Annotated in this window: 26 protein-coding genes and 1 pseudogene; 15 read left to right on the plus strand and 12 right to left on the minus strand. The window is 65.0% G+C overall.

What is annotated here, in order from left to right; all coding sequences use genetic code 11:
- Nucleotides 1-75: 75 nt before the first annotated feature.
- The 3 genes from AC1DNG_RS02070 to AC1DNG_RS02080 are packed head-to-tail and all read right to left on the minus strand — an operon-like array spanning nucleotide 76 to nucleotide 1,761.
- Nucleotides 76-423: a DUF6510 family protein gene (locus tag AC1DNG_RS02070; protein WP_243177459.1), complete on the minus strand. Its 348-nt coding sequence runs from the start codon at nucleotides 421-423 to the stop codon at nucleotides 76-78.
- Nucleotides 420-1,157: an FAD-binding oxidoreductase gene (locus AC1DNG_RS02075; protein WP_476872470.1), complete on the minus strand. Its 738-nt coding sequence runs from the start codon at nucleotides 1,155-1,157 to the stop codon at nucleotides 420-422. The genes AC1DNG_RS02070 and AC1DNG_RS02075 overlap by 4 nt, the downstream gene beginning before the upstream one ends.
- Before the next feature lie 10 nt (nucleotides 1,158-1,167).
- On the minus strand, nucleotides 1,168-1,761 hold the full coding sequence (locus tag AC1DNG_RS02080) for a sulfite oxidase-like oxidoreductase (RefSeq protein WP_476849338.1): 594 nt from the start codon (nucleotides 1,759-1,761) through the stop codon (nucleotides 1,168-1,170).
- Nucleotides 1,762-2,082: 321 nt separating this feature from the next.
- On the opposite strand from AC1DNG_RS02080, the gene AC1DNG_RS02085 reads away from it, so the two are divergent.
- From AC1DNG_RS02085 to AC1DNG_RS02105, 5 genes are all read left to right on the plus strand, one after another.
- Nucleotides 2,083-3,519, plus strand: a complete 1,437-nt coding sequence (locus AC1DNG_RS02085; protein WP_476886506.1) for an MFS transporter — start codon at nucleotides 2,083-2,085, stop codon at nucleotides 3,517-3,519.
- Between the two features lie 125 nt (nucleotides 3,520-3,644).
- Nucleotides 3,645-4,205 (plus strand): Chromate resistance protein ChrB, encoded by a 561-nt coding sequence (locus AC1DNG_RS02090; RefSeq protein ID WP_476849213.1) that lies wholly within the window; start codon nucleotides 3,645-3,647, stop codon nucleotides 4,203-4,205.
- Nucleotides 4,206-4,210: 5 nt separating this feature from the next.
- Nucleotides 4,211-4,675: a DUF1232 domain-containing protein gene (locus tag AC1DNG_RS02095; protein WP_476886507.1), complete on the plus strand. Its 465-nt coding sequence runs from the start codon at nucleotides 4,211-4,213 to the stop codon at nucleotides 4,673-4,675.
- Nucleotides 4,665-5,270 carry a cation efflux transmembrane domain-containing protein gene (locus AC1DNG_RS02100; protein ID WP_476886508.1) on the plus strand — a complete coding sequence of 202 codons (606 nt, stop codon included), beginning with the start codon at nucleotides 4,665-4,667 and terminating at the stop codon, nucleotides 5,268-5,270. The genes AC1DNG_RS02095 and AC1DNG_RS02100 overlap by 11 nt, the downstream gene beginning before the upstream one ends.
- A gap of 40 nt (nucleotides 5,271-5,310) precedes the next feature.
- Nucleotides 5,311-5,463, plus strand: a complete 153-nt coding sequence (locus AC1DNG_RS02105) for an LPXTG cell wall anchor domain-containing protein (protein ID WP_028276278.1) — start codon at nucleotides 5,311-5,313, stop codon at nucleotides 5,461-5,463.
- A 190-nt stretch (nucleotides 5,464-5,653) separates the two neighbouring features.
- Here the strand turns inward: AC1DNG_RS02105 and AC1DNG_RS02110 are convergent, their stop codons facing one another.
- A complete protein-coding gene (locus AC1DNG_RS02110; RefSeq protein WP_476849211.1) occupies nucleotides 5,654-6,289 on the minus strand; it encodes a LysE family translocator in 636 nt (211 codons plus the stop codon).
- 167 nt (nucleotides 6,290-6,456) lie between these two features.
- On the minus strand, nucleotides 6,457-7,275 hold the full coding sequence (locus AC1DNG_RS02115; RefSeq protein ID WP_476872476.1) for an alpha/beta fold hydrolase: 819 nt from the start codon (nucleotides 7,273-7,275) through the stop codon (nucleotides 6,457-6,459).
- Nucleotides 7,276-7,372: 97 nt separating this feature from the next.
- Between AC1DNG_RS02115 and AC1DNG_RS02120 the strand changes: the two genes are divergently transcribed.
- Nucleotides 7,373-8,437, plus strand: a complete 1,065-nt coding sequence (locus tag AC1DNG_RS02120; protein ID WP_476886509.1) for a hypothetical protein — start codon at nucleotides 7,373-7,375, stop codon at nucleotides 8,435-8,437.
- 27 nt (nucleotides 8,438-8,464) lie between these two features.
- Here the strand turns inward: AC1DNG_RS02120 and AC1DNG_RS02125 are convergent, their stop codons facing one another.
- The 7 genes and pseudogenes from AC1DNG_RS02125 to AC1DNG_RS02155 all read right to left on the minus strand — a co-directional run bounded on the left by AC1DNG_RS02125 (nucleotide 8,465) and on the right by AC1DNG_RS02155 (nucleotide 13,248).
- On the minus strand, nucleotides 8,465-9,478 hold the full coding sequence (locus AC1DNG_RS02125; RefSeq protein WP_476886510.1) for a patatin-like phospholipase family protein: 1,014 nt from the start codon (nucleotides 9,476-9,478) through the stop codon (nucleotides 8,465-8,467).
- 256 nt (nucleotides 9,479-9,734) lie between these two features.
- Nucleotides 9,735-10,262, minus strand: a complete 528-nt coding sequence (locus AC1DNG_RS02130; RefSeq protein ID WP_476886511.1) for a DUF427 domain-containing protein — start codon at nucleotides 10,260-10,262, stop codon at nucleotides 9,735-9,737.
- Nucleotides 10,259-10,348, minus strand: a pseudogene (locus tag AC1DNG_RS02135) (hypothetical protein); the annotation flags it as partial. The pseudogene AC1DNG_RS02135 and the gene AC1DNG_RS02130, both read right to left, overlap by 4 nt.
- A 1-nt stretch (nucleotide 10,349) precedes the next feature.
- Nucleotides 10,350-11,285 carry a polyphosphate kinase 2 gene (gene ppk2, locus AC1DNG_RS02140; protein WP_028276283.1) on the minus strand — a complete coding sequence of 312 codons (936 nt, stop codon included), beginning with the start codon at nucleotides 11,283-11,285 and terminating at the stop codon, nucleotides 10,350-10,352.
- Nucleotides 11,286-11,496: 211 nt separating this feature from the next.
- A complete protein-coding gene (locus AC1DNG_RS02145) occupies nucleotides 11,497-12,264 on the minus strand; it encodes an SDR family NAD(P)-dependent oxidoreductase (protein WP_476849206.1) in 768 nt (255 codons plus the stop codon).
- Nucleotides 12,265-12,369: 105 nt separating this feature from the next.
- Nucleotides 12,370-12,804, minus strand: coding sequence for an SRPBCC family protein (locus AC1DNG_RS02150; protein WP_223916232.1), 435 nt, complete (start codon nucleotides 12,802-12,804; stop codon nucleotides 12,370-12,372).
- An 81-nt stretch (nucleotides 12,805-12,885) separates the two neighbouring features.
- A complete protein-coding gene (locus AC1DNG_RS02155; protein ID WP_476886512.1) occupies nucleotides 12,886-13,248 on the minus strand; it encodes an ArsR/SmtB family transcription factor in 363 nt (120 codons plus the stop codon).
- A gap of 420 nt (nucleotides 13,249-13,668) precedes the next feature.
- On the opposite strand from AC1DNG_RS02155, the gene AC1DNG_RS02160 reads away from it, so the two are divergent.
- The 9 genes from AC1DNG_RS02160 (at nucleotide 13,669) to AC1DNG_RS02200 (ending at nucleotide 20,884) form a co-directional block, all read left to right on the plus strand.
- Entirely contained in the window at nucleotides 13,669-14,055 is a 387-nt protein-coding gene (locus AC1DNG_RS02160; RefSeq protein ID WP_476858762.1) for a hypothetical protein, read from the plus strand.
- A 64-nt stretch (nucleotides 14,056-14,119) separates the two neighbouring features.
- Complete coding sequence (locus tag AC1DNG_RS02165) at nucleotides 14,120-14,797, plus strand: PAS and ANTAR domain-containing protein (RefSeq protein WP_476849203.1); 678 nt, start codon at nucleotides 14,120-14,122, stop codon at nucleotides 14,795-14,797.
- Between the two features lie 145 nt (nucleotides 14,798-14,942).
- Nucleotides 14,943-15,560 carry a TetR/AcrR family transcriptional regulator gene (locus tag AC1DNG_RS02170; RefSeq protein WP_018772833.1) on the plus strand — a complete coding sequence of 206 codons (618 nt, stop codon included), beginning with the start codon at nucleotides 14,943-14,945 and terminating at the stop codon, nucleotides 15,558-15,560.
- Nucleotides 15,561-15,774: 214 nt separating this feature from the next.
- Nucleotides 15,775-16,146 (plus strand): ArsR/SmtB family transcription factor, encoded by a 372-nt coding sequence (locus AC1DNG_RS02175; RefSeq protein WP_476858495.1) that lies wholly within the window; start codon nucleotides 15,775-15,777, stop codon nucleotides 16,144-16,146.
- Nucleotides 16,143-17,123: a TIGR03086 family metal-binding protein gene (locus AC1DNG_RS02180; RefSeq protein ID WP_476886513.1), complete on the plus strand. Its 981-nt coding sequence runs from the start codon at nucleotides 16,143-16,145 to the stop codon at nucleotides 17,121-17,123. The genes AC1DNG_RS02175 and AC1DNG_RS02180 overlap by 4 nt, the downstream gene beginning before the upstream one ends.
- Before the next feature lie 48 nt (nucleotides 17,124-17,171).
- A complete protein-coding gene (locus AC1DNG_RS02185; protein ID WP_476849201.1) occupies nucleotides 17,172-17,510 on the plus strand; it encodes a YciI family protein in 339 nt (112 codons plus the stop codon).
- Nucleotides 17,511-17,991: 481 nt separating this feature from the next.
- Nucleotides 17,992-19,047: an ABC transporter substrate-binding protein gene (locus tag AC1DNG_RS02190; RefSeq protein WP_476849200.1), complete on the plus strand. Its 1,056-nt coding sequence runs from the start codon at nucleotides 17,992-17,994 to the stop codon at nucleotides 19,045-19,047.
- A complete protein-coding gene (locus AC1DNG_RS02195) occupies nucleotides 19,044-19,967 on the plus strand; it encodes an ABC transporter ATP-binding protein (RefSeq protein WP_476886514.1) in 924 nt (307 codons plus the stop codon). The genes AC1DNG_RS02190 and AC1DNG_RS02195 overlap by 4 nt, the downstream gene beginning before the upstream one ends.
- A complete protein-coding gene (locus tag AC1DNG_RS02200) occupies nucleotides 19,967-20,884 on the plus strand; it encodes an ABC transporter permease (RefSeq protein WP_476870845.1) in 918 nt (305 codons plus the stop codon). The genes AC1DNG_RS02195 and AC1DNG_RS02200 overlap by 1 nt, the downstream gene beginning before the upstream one ends.
- The last annotated feature ends 4 nt before the right edge of the window (nucleotides 20,885-20,888 follow it).

Below are 20,888 nucleotides of genomic sequence, written 5' to 3' on the forward strand. Positions count from 1 at the left end.
AGCATCGTCGCAGACTACCTCTTCACGCCCCCTGCGGTCTTGAGCACGGCGGGGTGCGGATAGCAGAGCAGCGCGTTAGGTCTCCCGGTCGATCTGCAGGTAGCTGAGTCCGCTGACATCGAGCCAGAATTTGGTCGGAGTCTCTACGAGACGCAGCAGGACGCCCCCGCAGGAACTGCAGCGCACAACCATTCCCGGGGCATCGGCATAGACCGCTGCTTCCCCGAAGACCCTGACAGCGCCACAATTCTTGCATCGACCGATCGCTGCAATGATGTCGATGCGGAACAGTTCCCACAAGGGTCCCGCTGCCGCGTTCCCGTCAAGATGAGGTATCGGATTGCCTGCGGTCCCGGCAATGTCCTGGTCCTCGAGGCGCGGGTCCTCAGCACCAGGGGAAGCGGAGCCGTTGTTGCCAGTCACCGTATTCCTCCCGTTCCGCCAAAGCGTTCGGTCTTGATCGAGGAGGCCGGGTAGCCCGCCTGCACCATCCACTCTGTGACCGTTTCGACAAACATCGTCTGACCGCAGATGAAGATGTCGGGTGCCATGTCCGCCGGCAGGATGCTTGCCAACAGTGTTTCAGCGGTGAGTCGCTTCGGGGCCATTGGCCAGCCCTCCGGAACTTTGCGTGTGTAGACATAGTCGACCGTCAGCTTGGGAGATCCCTGGTTCAAGGTGAGCAGCTCCTCCCGATAGAACCCTGCCTCGGGCGATTTCAGTGAGTACAGCAACCGGAACTGTGAAGGATTCCCGGATGCCTCGTGGGCGCGGATCATGGACATGAGCGGGACAATGCCGGATCCCCCGGCGATCAGCTGAACCGGGTTGGGGTCGGTCGGAAGCCAGACGAACCAGCCGCCGACAGGCCCCCGGATCTCCAACTGGTCCCCGACCATCAGGTCTCTGACCAGGTAGGGGGAGACCTCTCCGTTGGCCAGTTCGTCGACCGTGATCTCCAGGAGTTCGTCCATGCCGGCTGTGGCAACTGAGTAGGACCGCACTGCCGTGTATCCGTCGTCCGCCGTGAGCCGGATATCGATGTGCTGGCCGGCAAGGTTGCCGTTCAGCCCGTCCACGCGCAGGCCGATGGTTCTGGAGGATTCCGTTTCTGGAACGCCACGAATCACCTCGGCGACGCGCCACAGGGTGCTCATCTGTCCTGCCTCATGAGTAACGCTCCTCGCGCCACGGGTCGCCGTAGATGTGGTACCCGTTCGATTCCCAGAAGCCGGGAACATCGTGCGGCATCAGCTCGATGCCATTGATCCACTTCGCACTCTTCCAAAAGTACAAGTGGGGTATCAGCAGGCGGGCGGGGCCACCGTGGGCCCGTTCCAGTGGTTCACCGTCGAATTGCCACGCCACCCATGCCTGGCCGTCCAGCAGGTCCTGCAACGGGACATTGGTCGAATAGCCGCCGTAGGAGTGAGCGGTAGTGAACTCGGAGGTTGTTTCCACATCCGCGAACAAGGTGTCCAGGGACACCCCGCGCCACGAGGTGCCCAGCTTGGACCAGCTGGTCACGCAATGAATATCGGTCCGGATATCAATCTGCGGTAGCGCCAAGAGCTCATCCCAGGACCAGGCGCGGCGCTGCCCAGTTTCCGTTGTAATAAAGAATTCCCAGTCAGCCCGGGCGATATAAGGTGCAGGGCCCGCCGTCAGTACGGGAAAGCTTGGCGTCTCGTATTGGCCGGGTGGTAACGCTGGATTGCCGGTGCGCCGTTTTCCATGAAAACCAGACGAGATGATTCCCATCATGTACCTCCGAAGCGGAACTCCGCCGGTCGAATGTAATCGGTGCCCCAACGATAGGGCAACGGCGGGACAGAGACCAGACATAAAAATATACTCCGGTGCCGCATCGGTCTGGCGCTCACTCCGCGGTTGAATCATTGGTCGGACGGTTGTGGCCAGACGTGGGGAGGAGGGGCCTTCTAGTCCTACGCGTACGCGGAGCCGCCAGGATACGCCGAGTACGTAAACGGAGCCGACGGCGTCGTCTGTCGCCAGAGCGACGGGCTGAACGTCCTTCCATAGGTGAGTCCGGCAACCGCCGGGGCGGGTGTAGCTTGAAGGATGAGTTCCCTACCGTCGGCGCGTACGCAGAGGCTCGTGCTGTGGATCGCGATTCTCGCGTCCTTTGTGTCGTTTCTCGACGGCAGCGTCATCAACGTAGCGCTGCCAGCCATTTCCCGTGAACTGGGCGGCGGACTGACAACGCAGCAATGGGTTGTCGATGCCTACCTGATCACCCTGGGGTCACTGGTCCTTGTCGCCGGTTCGCTCTCTGATTTGCTGGGCCGGGTTGTCGTTCTCCGGGCAGGCCTGATCGGGTTCGGCGCGACATCAGTGATGTGTGCGCTGGCACCGACAGCGGACTGGCTGGTCCTGGCCAGGGCGCTTCAAGGCGTCGCAGGCGCCCTGCTGGTGCCCAGTTCCCTGGCTCTGATCACATCAAACTTCGACGAAGCGCCCCGGGCGAAGGCAATCGGCCAGTGGACTGCCGGTACAACCGTGGCTTTCATCGCGGGACCCCTGCTCGGCGGAGTGCTCGTTGATTCGGTGGGCTGGCGTTGGATCTTCGGAATCAACGTCCTGCCCATTGCCGTGACCTTGTACCTGCTAGCCGTGTTGCGGGTCAAGGACGTTCGCAAGGAGGGCGTGCGCATCGACTACCCGGGTGCCGTGCTCTGTGTGCTCGGGTTGGCGGGGCCGGTCTACGCGCTGATCGAACAAGGCAACTACGGCTGGGGGAATCCGCTCATTCTGATGCCCCTCGCCCTCGGCATCCTGTGCCTCGCCGGGTTCATTTGGCGGGAAAAGACCGCGAAGTACCCGCTCCTGCCGCTCAGCCTCTTCTCCGTCCGAAACTTTGCCGTAGGCAACGTGGCTACGGCCTTCGTCTACGCCGCGCTGTCGATCGGCGGGTTCATCATCGTGCTTTTCCTGCAGCAGGTTGCCGGTTTTCCGGCGACGTCGGCCGCTCTGGCCTTGCTTCCCGTCAGCCTCGTCAACATCCTCCTGGCGTCATGGTTTGGCTCACTGGCCGGGCGGTTCGGCCCGCGGTGGTTCATGGCATTCGGACCTGCCCTCGCCGGGGGCGGCTACCTCCTAATGCTCGCGTCGGAAATCCCGGTCAACTACTGGACCCAGCTGATGCCCGGGATCCTCCTGTTCGCAGTCGGGCTATCGGCGACAGTCGCACCGCTCACCGCCGCCATTCTCGGTTCGGTCTCGGAACAGCAGGCCGGCATCGGCTCGGCAGCGAATAACGCCGTCAGCAGGGTTGCCGGTCTGATCGGCATCGCGCTGGTGGGCCTCGTCATGGGCGGCAAACTTGATCTCGACGGATTTCACCGGGTGGTGACCGTGACGGCGGTGTTGCTCATCCTCGGGGGCATCGTTTCCGCCGTCGGTATCCAGAACCCGCCTAAGCGGCCTGCACTTCGGGCCAGGCAGAAAGTCCCATCCCAAGGCACCCGGAGCTACCGTATTTTCAGACCGGGCCGATAGGGCTAAGGGATTCCATCGGACCGACCGAACGTACCGGCCGAGGCCCTCGGGTATCTGTGCCGTCCAGGGCAGTGGGTGATGTAACAGCTGTTACTTACCTTGTTGTAGCAGTATATGATTGGCGCATGGATTGGTTGGTTCTTGTTGTCCGGTTGACTGGTGAGGCCTCACGGACGAGGGTCGGTGTGTGGCGGGAGCTCCGGAGGATCGGTGCTGCGCCAGTGGCCTCAGGGGTGTGGACCGTTCCGGACACGCCGTTCTTCTCGGAAGCCGTGCCGAGGGTCGTGGAGCTGGCCGGCCGCGGAACCGGCAGCGTCCTTGTCCTGCCCACGCCGGGCAGCGGCGATGCGGGAGTGGAAGGCCTGCGCTCGGCATTCGAGGAGCTCAGGTTGGATGAGTGGAAGGAATTCTCCGGCGATTGCGGGGCGTTCGAGGCCGAAATCGCCAAGGAAACCCGAAGCGGCAAGTTCACTCTGGCGGAGCTGGAAGAGGAAGAGCAGAGCCTGGACCGCTTGCGGCGCTGGTACCGTGATCTGAAAAGCCGTGACGTTCTGGAACTGCCGGAAGCGCAGGCCGCCGACGAGCGGTTGCGCGAGTGCTCCGCTGTATTCGACGAGTACGCCGAGAAGGTCTACGCGACTCTGCATGCCCCGGCAGGCCATGGCCTGCCTGAGGCCGGGGAGTAGGGGCCGTGCAGTGGTGGCAGACGGCGCTGGGTATCCTGGCCGGGCTCGTTGGCGTCTACGCGGTTCTTCTGCTGGGGTTGTGGGTCTATGCGAGGTCCCATCCGGAGACGGTGGGTATGCGGGACGCGTTGCGGCTGCTGCCGGATGTGTTGCGCGTGCTGAGGCGTTTGGCGGCCGACCCGGCGGTATCCCGCGGCGCCCGGATCAAGCTGTTGCTTTTGCTGGGATATCTGCTCTTGCCGCTGGATCTTGTCCCGGACTTCCTCCCGCTGATTGGCTATGCCGATGACGTGATCATCATGGCCCTGGTCCTTCGTTCCGTGATCCGCTCCGCGGGTCCGGAGTCTTTGCGGCGGCATTGGCCGGGCACCCCGGCCGGGCTTGCCGTCATCCAACGGCTGGCCGGCCTGCCGGCACCCATCGCCGGAAACGCCGGGGGCGCCGGGAAAGAGAGCACAGATGCTGCCTGAAATTTTGAAGCGCCCTGAGATGGCGCGCCTGAGACGTCGCGGGTTCATCCTTGAGGGCATCACGTTGGGCTGGAACGTCGTCGGAGTGGCAGTTCTTGCCGTCACTTCCATCACGGCCGGATCGGTGGCGCTGGCCGGCTTCGGCCTGGACAGCCTGATCGAGATCGGTGCCAGCACCGTGGTGATCTGGGAACTCTCCGGGACCGGGGAACGGCGTCAACGGTTTGCGTTGAGGCTGATCGCCGGGGCGTTCGTTGCCCTGGCCCTCTATCTGCTCATCCAGTCCGGACTTGCCTTGGCGGCCGGGCACCACGCACGGCCGAGCCCCGCCGGAATTATCTGGACGGCTGTCACGGCAGTGGTCATGTTCGCCCTCTCAGCCGGAAAGGCCCGCACGGGCATGGCGCTGGGCAATCCCGTTCTGATAGCAGAGGGCAAGGTGACGTTTATCGACGGTCTTCTGGCGGCCGCCGTGCTGGCCGGTATCTTGCTGGACACCTTTGCCGGTTGGTGGTGGGCCGACCCCGTGGCCGGTATGGTCATCGTCTACTACGCGGTCCGCGAAGCCGTGGCCATCTTCCGCCACGATCACTGATCGTTCGGAAGCAGCCACCTGGGTGGCTTAGGCTTTCCGTATGGGACTAATAATCACACTGCTTATCATTTGGCTTATTCTTTCGATCCTTGGCTTCGCTGTGAAGGGTCTGCTCTGGTTGGCCATCATCGGACTGGTGCTCCTGGTGGCTACGGCTGTATGGGGCTGGGTGAAGCGCAAGGCCAAGGCCTGACGCAACCCTGATCTTCATTCGGCGGCGGCCGGTCCTCTTCAGGACCGGCCGCCGTTTTCGTGAAATTCGCGGAGTCAATGAGCCAACTGAATGTCCAGAGGAGGAAGACGGATAGCCAGCTCGGCTCTTGAGCGGGTTGGCGTTCTACCGGATAGGGAACTGCACCTGTCCGTCGAGGTCCGGCGCGCCGCTACGAGCTGGTGCTGGATGCCAGTACACCCAGGCCGAGCGCGGCGATGATGCCGCTGCTGCCGCGTTCGAGCCAACTGCTCACCCGGGGGCGCTGCAGCCAGGCCATCGCCTTCGCTGCCGCGACGGCTACAGCCGCCAGGTAGAGGAATCCAATGGCGCTTTCGATGGCACCGAGCACCATGGCTGTATCCAGCGTGTTGCCGCCGTGTGGAATGAACTGCGGCACGACGGCGAGGTAGAACAGGCCGACCTTGGGGTTGAGCAGTGTGGAGAACGCGCCGGCGCCGAAGCCGGTCCTTCGGCTGTAGCTCCGGCGGGGAGCGTGCCCGGCCGCCGGGGATGCAGTTGTGCGGCGCGCCCGGATCAGCGACGAGATTCCCAGATACAGCAAGTACAACCCGCCTGCGATCTTCAGCCAACGGAACACTTCCGCCGAGTCCTCCAGCACGGCGGCGAGCCCCACTCCCACCAGCGCGGCCCAGACCAGGGATGCCAGAGCTGAGCCCAGCGCCGCCGCCAGGCCGGCCCCGGCACTTTGCAGCGAGATCCTCAGCACCAGGAAGGTATCCGGGCCGGGGGTAACGGAAAGCAGCAGGCACAGCCCGGCAAAGGCCAGGAGGGTCACGGCGGTCATGGGCACCATTGTCCTTTCGCTGGCCGCCCGACTGCAATCCGTCGCGATGGTTTGCTGCTTACCGGGCATTGCATGACGCCGGTTGGACGCCGCGGACGCATCGCCTTGCCCTTCTTCGGCGGAGCCATGACACAGGGATTCCGTCCGCATGCGGGCGCCACTGCCCGCTAGCTTTTGTCGTCTGACGCCTCACGCACGCGCATGAGCCAGTCGGCGGCAAGGGCTCGCACGAGGTTGGGTTGCTCATGGATCAAGGCGTGGCCGGCGCGGTCGAGTACGGCCAACGTAGCGCGTGGGTAGTGCAGGATCAGCTCCGACGGTCCTGTGTGCCCGGCGGTGGCATCCTGTCGCCCGGCAACGACCAACACCGGATGAGGATAGGCTTTCGCGGCTTCCGGCCGATCCCGCAACTCCCAGTGCGAAAAGATCCGCATCAGGCTCGACTCGTCAGCCAGGGACGTTGCGGGAGCCACATACGCCTGGAACCGACGCAGCGTTTCAGGCGTCTGCACAACGAAGTAGCTGCGGTAAGTAGCCTCGAGATCCGAGCCGAGTGCACCGGTCAGATCGACCGACGAAACAAGGACCTCGTGCTGAGGCACGTCGCGCGTCTGTTGGCCAACAGGGCAGATTAGCGCCAGCCCGACGGCCTGATCAGGTCGCAGACTCGCAATCGCACGGGCCAGGTAGCCGCCGTAGGACTGACCCACGATAAGAAACGGTTCATCACCAATAGTGCTGGCGATAAGGCCGAGCAGAATGTCCACGACGTCGTCATTGCTCGTGATCGTCTCAGGCGCCGGGGTCCGGCCCATCCCGGGCAGGTCCGGATACAGGCGCCGGTAGCCAGGCACGTCGTCGAAAATCGGTTCAAGGGCACCGGCGATCTCGCGATGATCCACACCGGCGCCGTGCAGAGCGAGAACCGGCGTGCCACTGCCGTACTCGGCGTAATGCACAGAAACTCCGCTAACCGTGGTCTCCATCACGCTATGGTAAAACGCGTTGCGACGATACCCGCCATCATCGACGGCACCTGAGACCGCTCCAGATAAAGCTGCGCTGTGGTGGGAGGATGATCTGATGACGCCAAGTGTGGACGTATTTCTGCGGGGGCCCCGGGGGCGCCGTCTGTGCCTCGAACTGGCGATGCAGCTGGATCCGGAGGTCAAAACGGCGGCCTTCTGGTTGGGATACGAACTTGATAGTGGACCGGGGACCTCGCGGATCCTGCTGAGCGCTGCTGCCTCCGGGGAGACCGCGACGCCGGCCTTTGCCGCGTCACCAGAACAGCTGGCTGCCAGGCTCGCCTCACTGGATTTTACCGACCTTGACAGCGACCTGGTCCAGGCGGCCCTCGAGCGGTCCGTGGACGCTGCAAGGTACTGGCAGGCACCCGATGGAGAGGACGTGCTCGCGGATCTCCCGGGTGTGACGGCGGCCCTGTCGCCCGTCGCGGAACAGGTCATGGCGCTGCCCGACATCCAGTGGTTCTGGCAGCCTCGCCGGGCGGAGCAGTGGGCCATCGACTGGCGATCGACAGACGGCCAGGCACTGCTGCCGAAGAATCCGCGACAAACACTGGCTGGGTGGGGCCGAGACGAACGAGCCGGTGAATTGCGGGCCGCGCGCGAACGCCCGGGCGACCCTCGCGCCAACTGGTCAGGAACCTGGTGGTCGATACCGCACGGGCTAGTCCACACCGTCGGGCAGGTCCCGGCCGCACTGAGCCTCGTGGAAGATTCCCTGGGCTGGGAGCAGGCGACCACGGTTCCAGTTCAGGGAGCGGGCCGGACACTTGAGATCGGCACAGCAAAAGACTGGATAACGCTGTGCCGCAGGTTCCCAATGGAGGTCACTGCATCCCGGCGACACGACTGGTTCCGCCTGACTGGACGCGACGGCCGGTGGGTCATCCCGGATTGGGAACAAGTGGCAGGGGAGTGGGACGCCGCGCACCTCTCCGTCCTGGGTTACCTCGACGGCGCGACGCGCCCACTACAGGTCGACGCCGAAACGGCGACGGTCATCGCCGGATGGGCCCCGGACAGCACGATCTGGCTGACAGATGTCGCGCACGAATCGGGTGGCCCGCGGCAGGCATGGCACCGCGCCTCGCACGGCGACCCCTGGACTCTCGCGCCGTAACAGTCGAACACCGACAGGTTTCGGCCGTCACCGCCAGATTTCGGCGACCAGCTCCGCGAGGGCTCTGCCCTGGCTGTAACCAGCTCGAGCCGCAGGCGGACGCAAGGACAGATCCATCGCATTGGCGCCGAACATGTGCTCCGCGGCGCTATCCGGGAAGATAGTTTGGACCCTGCTGCCCCCGGCGCGCAGTTCGTCGACTTGGGTGGCGAGATCCATGCCCCACTCGAGCGGCATCCGCGACCTGCCGCCGAAGGGTGACAGCACCAGCACAAGCCCGTATCCCGCCGCCAGGTCGGCGTTCTCACTGCGTCGATAGCCGCCGTTGATGTACGGGCTCCCGCCGATGCGGTAGCCGTTGCTGGTGCTGGCGGCGACGGCGTCCACCAGATCGATTCCGCTGTGGCGGTCGAACACGACCGGTTCCCCGGTATCCGCATCAACAGCCGCGATCAGCACGGGCTGTTGCGGCCAGTGCCGGCTGGGAAGCCGGGCCGCGACGATGTCGCGCCAGCGCATCTGGGCAGAGCCGTCCGAAGCTTCCATCTCGAGTGCCGCGGCGCCCATCCTGCGGCGCATGTCGGTGGCATCCGCAGCAGAACCAATGATTCCGTTGGACCACTCCAGATAGGTCTGCCCCGAGAAATTCGGAGCGCGTCCCCTGTCCGGTCCGGAGTGGCCGGCTTGTGGCCGAGGCACCTCGGCGAGGATGGCGGCGTACAGTTCGGCCGGCCGTGTCCCGCTGGTGATCTGGGCAGCCACTGTCGATCCTGCCGATGTCCCGATGATGAGATCGGCCTCGGTGACATCGATGCCGGCATCGGACAGGCCGGCGATGAGACCGAGTTCCCACGCATTGCCTGCCGCTCCGGCGCCGGCGAGCACCAAGGCCCGCGTGTGTGTGTTGCCGGTCCGTCGTGCGGCGCCGTTCTGTTGGCCGGGAACGGGCCAATTTCCGGGCTGTGGTGTCCGCGTCACTGCAACGGCACCGGATGCGGTCGTCGAACGGATGCGCGGAGTTGAAGAAGATGTTGTGTTCATGGGAGTCGCCTTTCGCGAATTTGCCTTGCGGCACTCCCGGAGACGACTACTTCAGTCGCGCGACCGTGGACTTCGGGGGAGCGCCCATTACGGAAACTGCGTTCATGGGTCTCACCTCCTGAAGATTGATCACGATCACCGGAAAGCTATCACGCCGGCAAGGCGGGGCACAACGGGCTTCAAGCCGCCAGAGCGAGCACCGGCTGAGTCGCCACACGCACCGCCAGCAAGTCTTGCCGGCGTAAGCGCGATGTGCTCACCACCCGGCCGTGCCCGGGCCGCCCTTGAAAGGACCAACGATCTGCGTGGTGATCCAACCGCCGTAGAAGTCACCTTCCTGGAAGGTCACCTGCTCGCCGTCGACTTGGCAGGAGTCCATGTGAGCCGGGTAGAGGGCCACTCGGGAGCTAAGCGCCCCGAAACCCCGGGTGGGTTCGGGGTAGGTCCACCCGCCACGGGGAACGACGACTCCGCCGGCAACGACGTCGAAGTAGTGCGCTTCTCCCTTGAACTCGCAGAAGCTGGTGCCCCCTACCGGGACGAGTACACCGGCAGGAAATGAGTCCAATGGCAAGTAGTAGACAGGCGGGTGACTTTTCTCCAGGACGCGCACCGCATCGGTGGTGTCGGCAATCACCTGCCCGCCAAGCCGCACGATATCCCGTTCGGATCGGGGCTCGACCCTCGGCGGCCGCGGATAGTCCCACACCGATTCCTGGCCCGCCTTGGGTTTGATGGGCTGGGGCCGCCGGAAAAGGCCGGAAGAACCGTGTGCAGGAGTCATGTCCCCATGGTGCCATCTTCTGCTGGGATCCCACCGTGAGCGCGACGCAGCCGTGCGACAGCGAATACGCCGACCGCGAGCCAGCCGCTAGTCGCCGGCGGCTTCGCGGCCGCGGCGCACGATCAGCCGGTCGGGGCTGTGGACCACTGACGTGTCCTTGTCCTCGTAGTCGAACTGGTTGAGGAAGTAGCGCATGGCGTTGATCCGACCCCGCTTCTTGTCGTTGAACTTGATGGTGATCCACGGCGCATGGTCCGTGTCGGTTCGCAGGAACGTCTCCTCCTTGGCGGCCGTGTACTCCTCCCACCGGTCCAGGGAGGCGAGATCGATGGGCGAGAGTTTCCAGCGCCGCACCGGGTCGATCTGCCGGATCGCAAAACGGGTGCGCTGCTCGTGGCGGGTCACCGAGAACCAGAACTTGGTCAGGTGGATCCCGGAATCCACCAGCATCCGCTCGAAGAGCGGGGCCTGAACCATAAAGGTGTCGAACTCCTGCTCCGTGCAGAAGCCCATGACCCGCTCCACATTTGCCCGGTTGTACCAGGAGCGGTCGAACATCACGATCTCCCCGGCCGTCGGCAGGTGCTGGATGTAGCGCTGGAAATACCACTGGCCCAGTTCACGGTCAGAGGGTTTACTCAATGCCACTGCCCGGGCCGAGCGGGGATTCAGGTGCTCGGTGAAGCGCTTGATTGTTCCGCCCTTGCCGGCCGCATCCCGGCCCTCGAAGACGATCACGTGCCTGAGCTCCTGGTCCTGGCCCCAGTACTGGAACTTCAGCAGTTCAACCTGCAGTCGGTATTTCTCCAGCTCGTACTCTTCGCGGGACATCCGTTGCTCGTAGGGGTAGTCTTCCCGCCACGTCTGGACGGCCGAGCCGCCGGGGTGAATCAGTTCCGGATCTTCGCCTTGCCCCCCGCGCACCGTGTACCCCATCTCCACCAGGTGGTCGATGGCCTCACGCAGGTTTTCCCGGAGCCAGCCCTGGTCCTCGGGTGTCCATGTCCTGTCCGCCGGCGTCATCCCGGCCCCCTTCCGGCCCCCTCGAACCAGCTGCCGGCCTTCCAGATGCCGGCGGTGTTCGATGCTCAACTGCGTTCATAGAATGCGACCAGCCTAAGCCGACAAGTGGAGCTCACGATAGGGACGGGCTGGGGGATACTTTCCGCCACCTGACCTGCCGGCAGGGACTACCTACCCTTGCGTGCCGGTCGGGCCGGGTCGATGGTTCGCTTCAGAAGAGCGTGATGCCGGTGAGTTCGGCCAGTTTGTCGGTGAGATTGTCCTGGAAATCAGCGTCGGTGACCTCCGGGGCCGGTTTCCGCGGCCGGCGGTGGTGCCAGTACATTCCGGAGACCTGGGCGACCGGGTCAGGGCTGACGGCGAGCCAGCCCTGGGTGTCCTGGCCCAGGGCGAGGTCGTCGGGGGCGCCGGCGCCGCCCATCTTGGTGGGCACCCAGCCGGGGTCAACGGAGTTGCTGAGCACGTTGGTCCACTGCCGGGCGACGGCAGCGGAGAGCGCGGAAACGTAGAGCTTGCTCTCGGAGTAGGCGGCGCTGGCGTCCCAGCGCCGTCGGGTCCAATCGATGTCCTGAAGGTTTCCGCCGGCCGCGCGGTGCATCCCGCTGCCGAGGTAGATCAGGCGGTGCGGCCGCTCGATCAGCGCGGTGAGAATGTAAGGGGCCAGAACGTTGATGGCCAGGGTGCGGGAGTGTCCCTCCGGGGTCGCGACGCGCCCCGGCGAGAGGTAGACGCCCGCGTTATGGATGACGGCGTCCATCCGCCCGTGAGCGTTCACCTGCGCGGCCAGTTCCCGGGTTTCGGAGGCCCTGCTGAGGTCACCGATCACGATGCCGATGGCAAGCGGCGCGAGTTCTTCGAGGGTGGCGGCGCGTTCCCTGGAGCGGGCGTGCAGCAGGACCTCGTCGCCGCCGTTCAGGAGCGTCCGGGCGGTGGCGAGGCCAAGTCCGTCGGTGGAGCCTGTGATGAAAATCCGAGCCATGAGGATGGTCCTTTCTTCACCGTTACCTATGAAGGTTGCTGCTTGCCACTTGATGGCCTTAGCTGGGACGGGTCACACTCAAGAATGAACGCCCTGCGCCCTCATCTAGGCGGATTCGAGAACGTTCTTGAGATTGGTCAACTGAGCGACCTCGGCATTCATGGTGCGGACAATCACCGGGCCCACGAGCTTCATGAGTCCCTTGGGCTCCAGGTCCAGGCTGAAACGAACGGTCGTTCCGCCCGGCGCTTCACTGAGCCGGTACGCACCGGCCGGACGGGCCGGACCGGCCACCACCTGGAAGCCCAGGAGCTTTCCGGGGTCCGCCGCGGTGATTTCATAGTCCCCGACGATCGGCCGGCCGCCGGGGCCCGAGAGGGTCTGGCTGTACACGGCACCGAGGTCCCCGGGTGTTCCACTCTTCAGTGCTATGTCCTGAACCCCGGAGCGCCATGCGCGGTTATTCAGCCCATCCGCGAGGAACGCATAGACGTCCTCCGGTGATCGGTTGATGGTGGTCTCGTTCTCGGCGTGAGCCATTGCTACCCCTGCTGGTTTTAGTCCGGACGCGTTCAGGCCGGTCGATCGATGTTGTCCATACAGTCCGGCGTGCGCCGGCATTTAGCGGATTGCTTCTTCAGGCTCTTCAGCCATGGGGCTCAGGGTCATCCGGGTGGTGACCAGGAGAGATCCGAGCAGGGATCGGGCGGCCGCGAGCAGCACATTAACCTCAGGGCTGGTCAGTTCATAGAACAACCTGCCCTCGCGCCGTGAGGGGACAATCAGGCGCTGGCGGCGGAGAATGCTCAAATGTTGGGAGAGGTTCGACGGCTCAAGGCCCGTGTTGTCGCGCAGTCGGCTTACGGCAACTGGTCCGTCGGCGAGCATTTCCAGCAACTGGATTCGGGCAGGGTGGCCCATGGCCTTGAACAGTTCTGCCTTCACATCGGTCTGGACCGGACTTGCAGGAAGATCATCCGGCATCGGTGCCTCCCTCCTTCACATTCAACTATTCTGAACCGTGCGTCTGTGCAGACCCCGGCGACAGGAAAACTAGCACGTGCAAGACAGAAAAGTCTGTCTTGCACACCCATCAATTGGTCAGCCCGCTTACATATCGTAGCGCCGGACCGCTGCAGTGTCGTCGCCGCCGCCGGACAGGGTGGTACCTCTTGCGCAGGTGAGTTGCATAGTTCAGACTTTCATGAATTCATCAATTCGATCCGGCCGGTACGAGTGACTGGCATCGTTCGGGTGGATTCAGGCTGTTCCCGGTGACAACGGCGTCGCCGGGAACAATCGGGTCCCGGCTTCCAGGAGGGTTCTATGACAGGCATGTTCGAACTGTTCACCGATTCCGACACGTCCTACCGATTTCGACTTACGGCCCCGGACGGGACCGTCATGGCCCTCTCCAGGCCCTTTCCAGACCTGCCGGCGGCGGTGGCCGGGATCGCAGCAGTACGGGAGTATGCCGGCATGGGGCTGGTCTCGGAAATTTCGGCACCGCGAGATGACGCGCTGCTCCAGTCCGTAGCCGAGGGCATTCCCGTGGAACCCAGCGCTCAGAGGCGCGGAGTTCACGAAGCGCACGTGAAGGGCCAGCGCGCCCGGGCGAGACCGGCCCGCGGCTGGGCGCCCAGGTCTCCTGAAGGGCCGCCGCGCCTCCGCATCCCGTCCGCAGCGCGCTTCTTGGGCCGACTCGCAGGGACCCGGAACCAGCAGCTGATCGTGCGGTGGCGGCAGGCATTGGAGACGCGGACTGCGCAGGTTGGGCTCAGTTCGTGCTGACCGTGTCCCGGGACAGGGCGTCCGCCGCCGCCGCCGCCGGCGGGCCGGGCAGGCAGGCCCGGCCATGACGGAGTTGAAGGCGTTGCAGGCCTATTCCAGCGCGCTGGCCACCGAGGGCTGCCTCGCCGGGACGTTTCGCTACGATGCTGCCTCGGGGGAGCTGCAGTGGTCCGAGCAGATGTACCAGATCCACGGCTATCACCGCGGCGAGGTGGTGCCCACGGTGGGTGTTCTTATGCAGCACGTGCATCCTGACGACCGGAAGCCGTGCAGGGAAATCTTTGAGGATGTGTGCCGTGGCGGAGGTTTTTTCGCCAATTATCATCGTCTCTTCGACGCACGCCGGCGTGAACGCCGCGTCCTGACGGCGGGGGAGGGCGTGCTGGACAGTGACGGGAAGCTGCTGTTCGTCGACGGGTTCATCCTGGACCTCACCAGAACAGTTCAACTTGAAACGGACCGGTCCGCCCGCGAGGCCGTCGCCGGAGCCATCGGCACCCGAGGCCTTATCGAACAGGCCAAGGGCATCCTGATGGGAATACTCCACATCGGTTCCGACGACGCCTTCGAACGGCTTTCCGCCTACAGCCAGCACCACAACATCAAGTTGGCCCACACGGCTTCGGCCATCGTCCGGCTGGCCAACAGCACGCACGAATCCGCGACCCTCCGCAGCTTCGTCCACGCACTGGACGGTCGTTTCTCACAACGCCGCGATGGCGACCGGGTTCTGCATCCCTAGGTGGGGGTAAGGCGCCGGGCGGGTCCTCGGCCGGCCCGCCGGCGTCGTGCTGGCCGACAGCGCCGGTGGAATCCGGCGGAGACTGATAGCACACTCCGAGGCAGACCGGTCTGTACGCCTCGGTCCGGTGTAAAATTTTTTTATCATGACTGTCAACGACGCCGAGGGTCCTACGCTGCTGCCCGCCACAGCCATGGCCGGACGCGACGAGCCGGTGGACCGTATCCTCGCCACTGCTTACGAGTTATTCTCCCGCCGCGGCATCCGCGACGTAGGGGTCAATGAGCTGATCAGCAGTTCAGGGGTATCCAAGGCAACCTTCTACCGGCACTTTCCGTCCAAGGACGCCCTGGTGCTGGCCTTCCTGGAACTCCGCGACCAGGTGTGGACCGTGGACCTGATCGTGGCCGAGGCCAGCCGGCGGGGCAACACCCCCGAGGAGAGGCTGCTCGCCGTCTTTGACGTGTTCGGTGACTGGTTCCAGCGCGAGGATTTCGAGGCGTGCTCGTTTATCAATGTGCTGCTGGAAATGGGCGCCGGGCACCCGCTGGGCAAGGCGAGCATCGATTACCTCAGCCGCATCCGCGGGCATATCCAGGCGCTGGCCGAAGAAGCCGGGCTGGACCGCCCCGAGGAATTTGCCCGGTCCTGGCACATCCTGATGAAAGGCTCCATCATTTCCGCCACCGAAGGGGACGCGCTGGCCTCCAAGCGCGCCCAGCAGATGGCGCGATGGCTCATCGAGCACCACCGGGGCCTCTAGCCGCTGCGCCCGGGGATTCCCCGTCCCGGTTACCGGCATCTCTTTAACCCGGGACGCGGTAACCCGGCACGCGCCATAGCGCCCTGACAAACCGCTCCGATAACAGCTGCGCCATGCCCGGGCCGCGATCCGCAAGGGTGCCGGCCTGCGTTCCCTGATCCCTCTGACTGCTGGGCACTTGCGGAATACGTTAGTGATCACTAACGTATTAGTTGTGTTGGATGCCTTGGAGATTGCTGCGGAGCCGAACCGGCGACGCCTGCTGCATCTTCTCGCCAGCCACGAACAGGCTGTCGGGGAGCTGGCCGCCCATTTCACGGTCAGCCGCTCCGCGGTGTCCCAGCACCTGCTGCTCCTGGAGCAGGCCGGCCTGGTATCTGCCCGCAAAGAGGGCCGGAACAGGTACTACCGACTCGACCCAGGCGGCATGGGCCGGCTGCGTGACCTTGTCGAACAGTTCTGGACCTACGAACTGGACCTGCTGGCATCAGATGCGGCCGCACTTGCCGCCCAGCGTCACCGGCCCCCTCAACATCACACGACCACTTCCGATGCTTCGCCTCAAGACAAGGGACCACTCTCATGACGTTCGATAAAACCATTCACCTGCCCGTCAGCGCCGACGAGGCCTTTGCGCTCATCACCGAGCCGGAACGTCTGCGCCGCTGGCAAACGGTGGCGGCCCGCGTTGACCTTCGGATAGGCGGCGAATACCGCTGGACCGTCACTCCCGGCCACCACGCCGCCGGCACATTCCAGGAGATCGAGCCGGGCAAGCGCATCGTCTTCACCTGGGGCTGGGAGTCCGGAATGGACCTGGCGCCGGGCGCGTCCACCGTGACCATCACGCTGGAGCCCGACGCCGGGGGCACCACGCTCCGCCTGGTCCATGCCGGCCTCAACGCCGAACAGGCCGCAGCACATGCCGAAGGCTGGAACCACTACCTGGGCCGCCTGATCGCCGAGACCTCCTCCCCGGACGGCGCCGGTCCGGACGCATGGTCGGCTGCCCCGGACCCGATCGATCACCTCAGCTCGGCCGAGGCTTCGCTCGCCGTGCTCCTGGGCGTGCTGCGCAAGCTCACCCCGGAGGACCGTGAGAAAGCCACTCCCTGCGAAAATTTCACGGCCCACGAGTTGCTGGAGCACCTGGCCGGTTCGCTGAAGCAGATCGGCGGGGCGCTGGGCGCGGACGTAAGCGACAACGCCGGGGCAGGCCCGGAAGTTCGAATCGCCGGACTCGCGCAGGCCACCCTGGAGGCGTTCAGCCGCCGCGGCTTCGAAGGCACCATCGACATGGGCTTCGCCGAGCTGCCCGCGACAGTCGTCGCCGGGATCGTCAACCTCGAGCTGCTCGTCCACGCGTGGGACTTCGCGAAGGCCACCGGCCAGGAACTTGTAGTTTCCGACGTCGTCACGGATCACGTTGAGGCCCTGGCCTTGGTGACCATCTCGGACCAGGTCCGCGCCAGCGGCAGCTTCGCCGCTGTCCAGCCGGTCGCGGAGACTGCGAGCAGCCTGGAGCGCCTGATCGCGTTCACCGGCCGGACCGTCGCCGTCTGAAGTTTTCCAACCTAAGCCCGTCAAGACCGCCAGGAAAGCAGGAGCAACATGACCAAGTTCGTCTTCCTCTATCACGCCCCGATGACCCCCGCCGAGGCCGCGCCGCCCGCGCCGGATGACATGGCAGCCGCCATGGAACAGTGGAACAACTGGGCCGCCAAGGTCGGCAACGGCCTGATCGACTTCGGAACGCCGCTGGCCAACGGTGTCCGCGTTTCCGCGGGCGGAGCCACTGCGCCAAGCCAGCGTGAAGTCGCCGGATACAGCATCATCGAGGCCGACAGCCTTGAGGCGGCCGTGGAACTGGCCAAGGTGCACCCGCACCTGAACATGCCCGGCGGCTGCGAAATCGAGGTTCACGAGGCGCAGCAGATCCCCGGAATGTAAGCAGCGGCTCGGCCCGATGCTCAAGGCGTGTTCGCCGCTGCTTAAGAGCAGCGGCGGACACGCCTTTATTCGTCCTGTTGTGCGCCTGGTCGTGCTGGGCCCTGACCGCCGGTACCGCGCCGGCGCGCAACATTCGGCCACATCTCCAGCAATCTTTCGTCCCATGCACGACAGTGGCGCGGCGCCGGCCCCTTCACGCGCCGTCGCCGGGCGTCACCAAGACTTCACAGTGCCGGGCCGGTGTGGCACGGGTGTGTCCCAGGATGGGCGCAAATGACCGCGTGAGTCTTGCCCTGTTACGGACTGCTTCGCGCTGCGTCCGATCGGGTACCGGGGGTGCGTCCATGGCTGTTTCCGTCGCCGGATTACGCGCGGTTTCCTCGGGTGTCGAGGCACCTGCGGAACGGATTCGACTCTGCTCTGATGGTGGGCACGGTCCGGTAGCCCCGGTCCGCACCATCGAATCCAGAAAGAATCCGCTATGAAAAACCGACACTTACCCGCAGGACTTTTCTCCACCTTGGGCGTTGCTGCCGCCGTGGCGGTCTCGCTGGTGGTCTCCGGTTGCGGCGGCCCTGCGAGCGCCCAGTCCCCGGCCGGAAATACCCCCGGGGCACCCGAAGTGACCGAACTCCGCTACGAGGGCTCGGCCAACAACGTGAGCCTGCCGGAGCTGGCCGAGGACCTCGGCTACCTCGGCGACGTCAAGCTGAACTGGGTGGGCAACACCATCAGCGGGCCGGCGAGCATCCAATCAGCCGCGACAGGAGCCACCGACTTCGGCGGCGCCTTCTCCGGCGCCGTGGTCAAGCTCATCGAAGCCGGCGCGCCGGTCACTGCGGTGATCAACTATTACGGCGAGGACGAGAAGACGTTCAACGGCTTTTACGTCACCCAGGACAGTCCGATCCGGACGCCGCGGGATCTGATCGGCAAGAAAATCGCCGTCAACACCCTGGGCGCCCATGCGGACGCCGTGATCAACAGCTACCTGAAGAAGAACGGACTGTCGCAGGAGGAAATCAGGCAGGTCCAGCTCGTCGTCGTTCCGCCCAATGACACCGAGGAGGCCATCCGCCGCGGCCAGGTCGACGTCGGGGCGCTCGGCGGAGTGCTGCAGGACAACGCTGTCGCCACGGGCGGCCTGCGGTCCCTGTTCAGCGACTTCGAACTCTTTGGAACCTTCGCCGGCGGCCAGTACGTCCTGCGCAAGGACTTCATCGAGAAAAATCCGGAAACCACGAAGATCTTCACGACCGGTGTCGCCAAGGCCATCGAATGGGAGCGCACCACCCCCCGCAACGAGGTGATCGCGCGGTTTACGAGCATCATCAACAAGCGTCAGCGCTCCGAAAGCACCGCGGCGTTGAAGTACTGGAAGAGCGTCGGAGTCCCGTCCAAGGGGGCCATCAGCGACCAGGACTTCACCCGCTGGTCAGCATGGCTGAACGACACCGGCATCGTCAGCGGCGGGATCACCCCGTCCAAGTACTACACCAACGATTTCAACGGACTGCTGAACGGGGCGGCGTCATGACCACCGGTACCGGACCGACGCCGAAAATCAGCCTCCGCAACGTCGGGAAACAGTTCACCGTCCGGCCCAGCAAGGACCAGCCAGAGGGCTCCACCCTGACGGCGCTGGAGGGCATCACCCTGGACGTCGCCGCGGGCGAGTTCATTACTCTGGTCGGACCGAGCGGCTCCGGCAAAACCACCCTCCTGGACCTCCTCGCCGGGCTCACCCGGCCGGACGCCGGCCAGGTGCTCGTGGACGGCAAGGAGGTGACCGGGCCAGGCCGCGACCGTGCAGTCGTCTTCCAGCAGTACGCCCTTTTCCCATGGCGCACTGCGGCCGCCAACGTCGCCTTCGGCCTCGAAGGAACCGGCAGCGACGGGCGCCGCCCGAGCCGGAGGGAACGTGCCGACAAGGCCCGCCACTACCTTGAGCTCGTCGGCCTCTCCGGGTTCGAGGACCGGTATCCCCATGAGCTTTCCGGCGGCATGAAGCAGCGGGTTGCCATCGCGCGGAGCCTCGCGTACGAGCCGGACGTCCTGCTCATGGATGAACCGTTCGCAGCGCTGGATGCCCAGACCCGGGAACAGCTCCAGGAGGAACTCCTGCGCATCTGGCGCTCCACGGGCAAGACCATCATCTTCATCACCCACGGCATCGACGAGGCCGTGTACCTGGGCCAGCGGGTCGCCGTGCTTAGCTCCCGACCCGGCCGGCTCAAGCAGATTGTCGACATTGACCTGGGGGAGCGGAGCGGTGACCGGGACGTCCGCTCCGACGCCGTCTTCGTCGAACACCGCCACGAAGTCTGGTCGCTGCTGCACGACGAGGTCCGGAAGGCCCAGGAAGCCGGGCACGCCAAGATCCTGCCCGACGGGTCCGCGCCCGACGAGGCACCCGAGCTCAGCAAGGGACAGCTCAGCAAGGGAAGGGCCGCCTGATGACCGCACCAACACTGACCAAAGAGACCACCGCGCCTGCCGCTCCTACCACCCCTGCCGCCCCCGCTGCAGCCGCAACCGGGCGGCCCCCACAGCCCGCCGCAACCCGACGCCTTCCCGCCCTGGTCCGGTCCGGCGCCCGCAGGGCCGGGCGGGGGATCTGGGCCTCGGGCGCGATCGTGCTGTTCCTCCTGCTCTGGGAACTGGGTCCCACCTATCTCGCCTCGGCCTCGACCAGGGTATTCCTTCCGCCGCTGCACGAGGTCCTGCGGGCACTGGGATCACTCGTCGCCAAGGGCCAACTGCAGAACCACCTGGCAGCCAGCCTGACCCGCTCCGCCAGCGGCTTCGGCATCGCCGTCGTGGCCGCCGTCGCCCTTGGCCTGCTGGTCGCCTGGTACCGGTCCCTTGACCGGTTCCTCAACCCACTGCTGGAGGTCTTCCGGAACACCGCGGCACTGGCGCTGCTCCCGGTCTTCACCCTCCTGCTGGGGATCGGGGAGACCTCCAAGATCAGCATCGTCGCTTACGCCGCGTTCTTCCCCGTGCTGCTGAACACCATCGCCGGCGTCAGGACCGTCGACCCGCTGCTCGTCCGGGCCGCCCGCTCGCTGGGACTCTCCAACTTCCGGCTGTTCCAGAAGGTCATCCTTCCCTCGGCGGTGCCCACCATTTTCACCGGCATCCGGATGGCCGGAACGTCCTCGATCCTGGTGCTCATCGCCGCGGAAATGGTCGGCGCCAAGGCCGGACTCGGGTACCTGATCGTCAACGCACAGTCCAGTTTCCTGATCCCGGACATGTACGCCGGGATCCTCACCGTCTCGCTGCTCGGCCTGCTGGTCAACTACCTGCTGGTCGCCGTCGAACGGCACTTCTCCCGGTGGCGGACCGCCGTCGGATCCCAGTCCAACTAACCCC

The organism is Arthrobacter sp. 01T425, from assembly GCF_056398725.1.

What these genes read in the sequence shown, in the direction of transcription:
- AC1DNG_RS02120 (WP_476886509.1), top strand. Translation starts at nt 7,373, where the DNA reads ATGACGCCAAGTGTGGACGTATTTCTGCGGGGGCCCCGGGGGCGCCGT.
- ppk2 (WP_028276283.1), bottom strand. Translation starts at nt 11,285, where the DNA reads ATGACGCCGGCGGACAGGACATGGACACCCGAGGACCAGGGCTGGCTC.
- AC1DNG_RS02150 (WP_223916232.1), bottom strand. Translation starts at nt 12,804, where the DNA reads ATGGCTCACGCCGAGAACGAGACCACCATCAACCGATCACCGGAGGAC.
- AC1DNG_RS02130 (WP_476886511.1), bottom strand. Translation starts at nt 10,262, where the DNA reads ATGACTCCTGCACACGGTTCTTCCGGCCTTTTCCGGCGGCCCCAGCCC.
- AC1DNG_RS02190 (WP_476849200.1), top strand. Translation starts at nt 17,992, where the DNA reads ATGAAAAACCGACACTTACCCGCAGGACTTTTCTCCACCTTGGGCGTT.
- AC1DNG_RS02200 (WP_476870845.1), top strand. Translation starts at nt 19,967, where the DNA reads ATGACCGCACCAACACTGACCAAAGAGACCACCGCGCCTGCCGCTCCT.
- AC1DNG_RS02180 (WP_476886513.1), top strand. Translation starts at nt 16,143, where the DNA reads ATGACGTTCGATAAAACCATTCACCTGCCCGTCAGCGCCGACGAGGCC.
- AC1DNG_RS02160 (WP_476858762.1), top strand. Translation starts at nt 13,669, where the DNA reads ATGGCCCTCTCCAGGCCCTTTCCAGACCTGCCGGCGGCGGTGGCCGGG.
- AC1DNG_RS02105 (WP_028276278.1), top strand. Translation starts at nt 5,311, where the DNA reads ATGGGACTAATAATCACACTGCTTATCATTTGGCTTATTCTTTCGATC.
- AC1DNG_RS02185 (WP_476849201.1), top strand. Translation starts at nt 17,172, where the DNA reads ATGACCAAGTTCGTCTTCCTCTATCACGCCCCGATGACCCCCGCCGAG.
- AC1DNG_RS02075 (WP_476872470.1), bottom strand. Translation starts at nt 1,157, where the DNA reads ATGAGCACCCTGTGGCGCGTCGCCGAGGTGATTCGTGGCGTTCCAGAA.
- AC1DNG_RS02170 (WP_018772833.1), top strand. Translation starts at nt 14,943, where the DNA reads ATGACTGTCAACGACGCCGAGGGTCCTACGCTGCTGCCCGCCACAGCC.
- AC1DNG_RS02080 (WP_476849338.1), bottom strand. Translation starts at nt 1,761, where the DNA reads ATGGGAATCATCTCGTCTGGTTTTCATGGAAAACGGCGCACCGGCAAT.
- AC1DNG_RS02195 (WP_476886514.1), top strand. Translation starts at nt 19,044, where the DNA reads ATGACCACCGGTACCGGACCGACGCCGAAAATCAGCCTCCGCAACGTC.
- AC1DNG_RS02115 (WP_476872476.1), bottom strand. Translation starts at nt 7,275, where the DNA reads ATGGAGACCACGGTTAGCGGAGTTTCTGTGCATTACGCCGAGTACGGC.
- AC1DNG_RS02090 (WP_476849213.1), top strand. Translation starts at nt 3,645, where the DNA reads ATGGATTGGTTGGTTCTTGTTGTCCGGTTGACTGGTGAGGCCTCACGG.
- AC1DNG_RS02145 (WP_476849206.1), bottom strand. Translation starts at nt 12,264, where the DNA reads ATGGCTCGGATTTTCATCACAGGCTCCACCGACGGACTTGGCCTCGCC.
- AC1DNG_RS02125 (WP_476886510.1), bottom strand. Translation starts at nt 9,478, where the DNA reads ATGAACACAACATCTTCTTCAACTCCGCGCATCCGTTCGACGACCGCA.
- AC1DNG_RS02100 (WP_476886508.1), top strand. Translation starts at nt 4,665, where the DNA reads ATGCTGCCTGAAATTTTGAAGCGCCCTGAGATGGCGCGCCTGAGACGT.
- AC1DNG_RS02155 (WP_476886512.1), bottom strand. Translation starts at nt 13,248, where the DNA reads ATGCCGGATGATCTTCCTGCAAGTCCGGTCCAGACCGATGTGAAGGCA.
- AC1DNG_RS02110 (WP_476849211.1), bottom strand. Translation starts at nt 6,289, where the DNA reads ATGACCGCCGTGACCCTCCTGGCCTTTGCCGGGCTGTGCCTGCTGCTT.
- AC1DNG_RS02085 (WP_476886506.1), top strand. Translation starts at nt 2,083, where the DNA reads ATGAGTTCCCTACCGTCGGCGCGTACGCAGAGGCTCGTGCTGTGGATC.
- AC1DNG_RS02165 (WP_476849203.1), top strand. Translation starts at nt 14,120, where the DNA reads ATGACGGAGTTGAAGGCGTTGCAGGCCTATTCCAGCGCGCTGGCCACC.